The sequence below is a fragment of the Achromobacter sp. JD-1 genome, assembly GCF_038594925.1.
Taxonomy (GTDB): domain Bacteria; phylum Pseudomonadota; class Gammaproteobacteria; order Burkholderiales; family Burkholderiaceae_B; genus Achromobacter; species Achromobacter spanius_C.
In genome coordinates, this window is the sequence record NZ_JBCGCS010000044.1 from 1 (window position 1) to 7347 (window position 7347).

Consider the following 7347-nt stretch of genomic DNA (forward strand, 5'->3'; position numbering starts at 1 on the left):
CGGGTGAACTGTATCTGGGCGGGGTCGGCTTGGCGCGCGGGTATCTGAACCGCCCGGGCCTGACCGCCGACCGCTTCGTCGCCGACCCGGACGGGCAGGGCGGCAGGCTGTATCGCACGGGCGACTTGGTGCGCTGGATGCAGGAGGGGCAGATGGAGTATCTGGGCCGCCTGGATCATCAGGTGAAGATACGTGGCCTGCGGATTGAACTGGGTGAGATCGAGGCCGCTCTCTTGTCACAGCCGAACGTCGAACAAGCGGCGGTGCTGGCGCAAGACGGCCCATCGGGCGCGCGGCTGGTCGCGTATGTGGCACCCGCCACAGTGGATACCACCGCACTGCGAAGCGCATTGTCGGCAGCGTTACCCGACTACATGGTGCCCGCCGCCGTCGTCACATTGGAGGCTTTGCCGGTCAACGCCAACGGCAAGCTGGATCGCAAGGCCTTGCCCAAGGCCGAGTTCGCCGCCAGCCAGGCTTACGTTGCGCCCGAAGGCCAGGCAGAAGTGCGATTGGCCGAGGTCTGGGCGCAAGTGCTGCAGACCCCTCGCGTCGGCCGGCATGACAATTTCTTTGAGTTGGGCGGCGATTCCATCGCGGTGATGAAAGTGGTGGCCGCCGTCAAGCAGGTCCACGGTATCGATGTGCCCTTACGCACGTTGTTCGATGCGCCCACCGTCGCGCAGTTGGCGGCATTGCCGCTGCTGCACGCAATGCGGGGCGCAATGGGCGAGGGCGCCCAGGAGCGGCAGGCTGAGTTTGCCGCCATCGATTCCCTCTTGAATGAACTGGAGATGTAAGCACCATGGCAATCGATCCCCGCACGCTGGCCGAACGCATCGCGAAGCTTGATGCGCAGCAGCGCCAGACCTTGCTGGCCAAGCTGGTTGCCCAAGGCATCGACCCCGGCAGTCTGCCCATCGTGCCGTTCCCGGATGTGGTGGCGTATCCGCTGTCGTACGCCCAGCAAGGTTTGTGGCTGACGTGGCGGATGGAGGCCGAGTCGTCGGCCTACAACATGGCGGGCGCGATGGTCTTGCGGGGCGCCTTGCAGCCCGAGGCGCTTCGCCGGGCGGCGCAGGCCCTTGCCGAGCGGCATGCCGTGCTGCGCAGCGTATTCGAGGTCGACGCAACTGACACGCCGATGCAGCGGGTATTGCCGGATGCGTTTGTGGCATGGCGGCACGAGAGCGTGGAACATCTGGATGGCGACGCGCGCGTTGCGGCGGCCCGCGTCCTGTGCCAAGACGACGCGACGCGGCCCTTTGACCTGGCGCGCGCGCCCGCGTGGCGGGTGACGTTGATCACGTTGTCGGCCGATACCCATTGGCTGTCGTTGACGATGCACCATATTCTGGCGGACGGCTGGTCGCAGGCAATCTTGCTGCGCGAGCTGGCCGCGCTCTATACGGAGCAAACCCGGGGTCAACCGTCCGAACTGTCACCGCTGCCCATCCAGTTTGGCGACTACGCCCTGTGGCAGCGTGAATGGTATGCGGCCGGCCAGTTGCCTAAACAGTTGCAGTATTGGCGCGAACGCTTGGGCCAGGATCCGGAGCCACTGCGGCTGCCGTTGGATCGGCCCCGGCCGGCGCGGCGCGATGCCGCGGCAGGCAGCTACACCGTGACCTTGCCGGCAGAGCTGGCGGCATCCGCGCGGGCCTTGGCGCAGCGCGGTGGCGCGTCCGTGTTCATGGTTCTGTTGGCGGCCTTCAAGCTGACGCTGGCGCGCTACTGCGGGCAGGACGACATTGTGGTGGGTGCACCGCTGGCCAACCGGGTTCGGCGTGAAACGCACGGGCTGATCGGCTACCTGACCAACATGAGCGTGTTGCGCACGCACGTGGACGCCGGCCAGGGCCTGGCTACGCTGGTTGGCGCGGTGCGCGCGACCTTGCTGGATGCGCAGGCCAACCAGGATTGCCCGTTTGACCTGCTGGTGTCCGAACTCGTGTCCAAGCGCACCCCCGGTTTGAACCCGCTGTTCCAGGTCAAATGCACTGAACAATCGGATTCGGCCGACGCCGTGCCCGGCCGCTTCGCGGACCTGGAGATACAGGGCGTGGACGCTGCGGCACGCCATGCGCACTTTGACCTGAGCCTGGACTTCACGATCCGGCGCGACGAGATCCGCTGCCAGTTCGACTATGCCGAAGACGTGTTCAGTGCCGACACCATTGAGCGGATGGCGCGAGCCTACGCGGCGTTGCTACGGCAAGGCGCGGCGCAGCCGGACTTGCCGATGGCGCGGTTTGACCTTCCGGACGACGCCAGCCGCATTGACGGCGAGGCCGTGCAGTGGGAAGACAGCGATCTGCTTGCGCTGTGGTCGCGCGCGGCGGCGCGGCAGCCGGACGGCATCGCCTTGCAAGAGGACGCGCGGGCATTACGCCACGCGGACCTGGAACAGGCCGTGCAGCGCCTGGCCGCGCAATTGCAGGCACGAGGCGTGGCGGCGGATGTGCGCGTGGCGGTCCACGCGCCGCGCAGCATCAGTTTCGTGATTGCCATGCTGGCCGTGTTGCGCGCGGGCGGTGCGTATGTGCCGCTGGACCCAGCCTTGCCCGAGGAACGCCTGAAGCATCTGCTGCAAGACTGCGGGGCGGCCTTGATCCTGAGCGATGCGGACACGGCGTGGGCGCCCGAGATCCCGCGCCTGCCAATCAGCGCGGCGCTTGTGCCGGATCAGCCCGTGCCGGCACTGGCCTTGACGCCCGTGCATCCGGATCAGGCGGCTTACGTGATCTACACGTCGGGTTCAACCGGTGTGCCCAAGGGGGTGGTGGTCAGTCGGGGCGCCCTGACTCATTACGTGCTGGGCATGTTGCACCGCTTGGCGTTGCCCGGTGCGGCCCGCAGCATGGCCATGGTGTCGACGGTGTCCGCGGATTTGGGGCATACGACGCTATACGGTGCGTTGTGCACCGGGTGCACGCTGCACCTTGTCACGCAGGATTGCGTGTTCGACCCTGACGGCCTGGCCGCCTACATGGCGCGCCATCAGGTGGATGTGCTGAAAATCGTGCCTAGCCACTTGCAAGCCTTGTTGCAGGCGGCGCGCCCCGCCGACGTGCTGCCGCGCCACACGCTCGTGTTGGGGGGAGAGGCCAGTTCGCGGGCGTTGCTAGACCGCGTTGCGGCATTGGCGCCGCAATGCCGGGTGGTGAACCACTACGGTCCCACGGAAACCACGGTCGGCGCGCTGACGCAGGCGGCGGCGCAGGCGCAATTCGGCCCGCTGCAAGCCTTGCCGGTCGGCGCGCCGCTACCCAATATGCAGGCCTACGTGCTGGACGCGTGGCTGAACCCGGTGCCGCGCGGCGCCGAAGGTGAGCTCTATCTGGCGGGCGACGGCGTTGCCCGAGGCTATCTGGGACGCCCCGGCCTGACGGCGGACCGCTACGTGGCCAGTCCCTACGCGCCGGGTCAGCGCATGTATCGAACGGGCGACCGGGTACGGCAGGGCCACGACGGCAGCCTGGTATTCCTGGGGCGCATGGATGACCAGGTAAAGATCCGCGGCTATCGCGTCGAACCCGGCGAGGTCGCGGTGGTGTTGCGCGGCCTGCCCGGCGTGGCCGATTGCGCCGTGGTGGCGCGCGGCGAGGCGGATGCGGAGGCCACCCGCCTGCAATTGCACGCCTACGTCGTTGCAAGGCATGGCGCGGCCATCGACGGCGCCGCGCTGCGCGACGGGCTTGCCGCATGCTTGCCCTACTACATGGTTCCCGCGACGTTCACCGAACTGGAGGCGCTGCCGCTCAACCCCAACGGCAAGGTCGACCGCCGCGCGTTGCCGGCCCCGCAGGCGCTGGAAGCGGCCCGCGATACGGCGGCGGACGCGCCCGTTGGTCCCGTTGAAACCGCACTGGCGGCGATCTGGTCCGAGGTGCTGGGCGTGGCCGAAATCGGGCGCACGGACAATTTCTTTGAGCTGGGCGGCGACTCCATCCTGAGCCTGAAAGTGATGGCGCGGGCTCGGCGGCAGAAGCTGGCCATCAAGCCGCGCCAGCTCTTTGACCATCAGACGCTACAGGCGTTGGCGGCGGCGATCAGCCCGCCCGTGGATGCGTCGGATGCGCCGGATGTGTCGACGGCTACGGGGACGGCAGTCCCGTCCGAGGGGTTGCCGGCCACGGTTGCCGCGCCCAGGGATGCGCTGGCGGATGAACCCGTCGCGGGGTCCGCCGCCGGCACCGCTGGCGTGCTGTCGCATGCGCAACAGCGCCAGTGGTTCCTGTGGCGCATGGAGCCGGACAGCACGGCATACCATGTGACCGGTGCGCTGCATTTGCGTGGCACGCTGGACCACGATGCGCTGAACGCGGCGTTCCACGAACTGGTGCGGCGTCATGCCAGCCTGCGCACGCGCTTTGTGGCGACCGACGACGGGCAGGCGCGGGCAATGGTGGCTGACCCAGCGCCCGTTCAGTGGCTGACGCATGACGCGCACACGCCGGTTGATGCGCTGGCGTGCGCGCAGGCGTGGATACACACGCCGTTCGACCTGGAAACCGGCCCCTTGCTGCGGCTGGGCTTGATCCGGCAAGCCGACGACGATCATGTGCTGGTAGTGGTGATGCACCACATTATGTCGGACGGCTGGTCAATGCAGATCATCGTGGACGAGTTCACAGAGCTGTATCGCGCTTATGTCGACAAGCGGCCGGCGGCCTTGGCGGAGCTGCCCATCACGTACGCGGATTACGCGGCGTGGCAGCGGCGCTGGCTGGCCGACGGTGAAGGGGCGCGGCAGCGCGCGCATTGGGTACAGCGGCTGGGCGGCGCGCAACCCGTGCTTGAGCTGCCCGCCGATGGCGTGCGCCGACCGGGAGCGCGGTATCAGGCGGCGCGCCATACCTTCTATCTGACGGAGCAGGCGGCGCGCGAGCTGCGCGCCAGCGCCCAGGCCCGGCAGGCCACGCTGTTTGCGGCGCTGCTGGCGGGGTTCCAAGCGGTATTGCATCGCTACAGCGGCGAGACCGACATCCGCGTTGGCACACCGATCGCGAACCGCCATCGTGGCAACACGGACCGGGTGGTGGGGTTCTTCGTCAACACGCAAGTGCTGCGCGGGGATTGCTCGCCGGGCGTCACACTTGACGGTCTGTTATTGCAGGCGCGGGATGCGGCGCGCGAGGCCCAGGCGCATCAAGATCTGCCTTTCGAACAACTGGTTGACGCCTTGCAACCCGAGCGCGACGGCCATTCCCCGTTGTTCCAGGTGCTGTTCAACCACCAGCGCCCGGACTATCGCGGCTTGCAGGCGCTGCCGGGCTTGCGCGCCTCGGATTACGCCTTGGGCGAACAGGCCGCGCAGTTCGAACTCAGTTGCAATACGGCCGAGTTGGCCGACGGCCGCATACAGGTGACGTTGCTGTACGCGCAAGAACTGTTCGATGCGCGCACCATGTCCCAATTGGCCGGGCATTACGCCGCGGCGCTACAGGCGCTGGTGAGCGAGCCCTCGCAGCGGGTGGACCGCGTTGCCTTGTTGTCGCCGCGCGAGTGCGCCAGCCTGCGCGCCTGGAGCGGCGCGCCGCTCGCACGCTCGGCGGTCGACGAGGCCTTTGGGCAGGCCACGATCCACGGTTTGATCGAAGCGGCGGCACGCGCGCGCCCGGATGCGCCGGCCCTGACGATGGACGGCCAAACGCTGACCTACGGTGAATTCAACGCGCGCGCCAACCAATTGGCGCATCGGCTGATCGCCACGGGTGTGCGCCCGGAGGCCAAGGTGGGCATTGCGCTGGCGCGATCCGCCGACATGGTGATTGCCATGGTCGCGGTGTTGAAGGCGGGCGGCGCTTACGTGCCGCTGGACCCCGAGTATCCGGAAGACCGGCTGCGCTTCATGGCCGAGGACAGCGGCGTGTCGGTGGTGCTGACCGAATCCGCTCAGCACGACCGCCTGCCGTGGCTGGCGGCGGCGTTGCCCGATGTCGTGGTGCTGAACCTGGACGCGCTGGCGTTGGACAACAGCCCGGCGCACAACCCCGCCAGCCGGACGCACCCGGCGCATCTGGCCTATGTGATCTACACCTCTGGCTCGACGGGCCGGCCCAAGGGTGCGCAACTGTGCCACCACCAGGTGTGCCGGTTGCTGTCGCAGACGTCGGACTGGTTTGCCTTTGATGCGAACGACGTGTGGACGCTGTTCCATTCCTACGCATTCGACTTCTCGGTCTGGGAGGTGTTTGGCGCGCTATGCACCGGTGGCCGGCTGGTGGTGGTACCCCATGCAATCAGCCGGGACCCCGAGGCATTCCTTGCGCTGCTGCGGCGCGAACGGGTGACCGTGCTGAACCAGACACCTTCGGCGTTCCTGCAATTGATGCAGGTGCCGGCGTTGTATCAGTCGGGCGTCGCTACGTCCTCGCTCGCGTTACGGCAGGTGATTTTTGGCGGCGAGGCCCTGGAGCCGCGCAAGCTGCAACGTTGGTTCGACCACTTCGGCGACCAGTCGCCCGCACTGGTCAACATGTATGGCATTACCGAAACCACGGTGCACGTCACGTATCGCCGTCTGACCAGGGCCGACCTGGCGGCAGGCGGCAGCCCCATCGGCACGCGCATCCCCGACCTGGCGTTGCATGTGCTGGATCGCGAACTCAACCTGGCGCCGGTCGGCGTGCCCGGTGAGCTGCACGTCAGCGGCGCGGGCTTGGCGCGCGGCTACCTGAATCGGCCGGGTCTGACGGCCGAGGGCTTCATCGCCGACCCGCAGGGAAGTGGCCAACGCCTGTATCGCACGGGCGATCTGGTGCGTTGGACGCAGGACGGCCAGCTTGAATACCTGGGCCGGATCGACCAGCAGGTGAAGATACGCGGGTTCCGTATCGAACTGGGCGAGATCGAAGCCAGTTTGGTGTCGCAACCGGGCGTCGAACAAGCGGCGGTGCTGGCGCAGGATGGCCCGTCGGGCGCGCGGCTGGTGGCGTATGTCGCACCGGCGGTAGTGGATACCGCCGCACTGCGAAGCGCATTGTCGGCAGTGTTACCCGACTACATGGTGCCCGCCGCCTTCGTCACATTGGAGGCTTTGCCGGTCAACGCCAACGGCAAGCTGGATCGCAAGGCCTTGCCCAAGGCCGAGTTCGCCGCCAGCCAAGGCTACGAAGCGCCCGAAGGCGCGGTCGAATCTGCCCTTGCCGCCATCTGGTCGCAAGTACTGGGCGCGGCGCGGGTGGGCCGTCACGATAACTTCTTTGAACTGGGTGGCGACTCCATACTCAGCCTGCAAATCGTGGCGCGCTTGCGCCAGGCAGGGTGGCAGATCACGCCGCGCCAGGTGTTCGAACGGCAGACCGTGGCCGATCTGGCCAGCGTGGCGGTAGCCGCGCAGGC

At 67.5% G+C, this 7347-nt stretch carries 2 protein-coding genes; both read left to right on the forward strand.

The window, feature by feature from the left end; translation table 11 throughout:
* Positions 1–800, forward strand: an 800-nt coding sequence (locus WBR68_RS30755) for a phosphopantetheine-binding protein (RefSeq protein WP_230696179.1), incomplete at its 5' end; no start/stop codon positions are given.
* 5 nt (positions 801–805) lie between these two features.
* On the forward strand, positions 806–7347 hold a 6542-nt coding region (locus tag WBR68_RS30760; protein WP_230696180.1), incomplete at its 3' end, for a non-ribosomal peptide synthetase.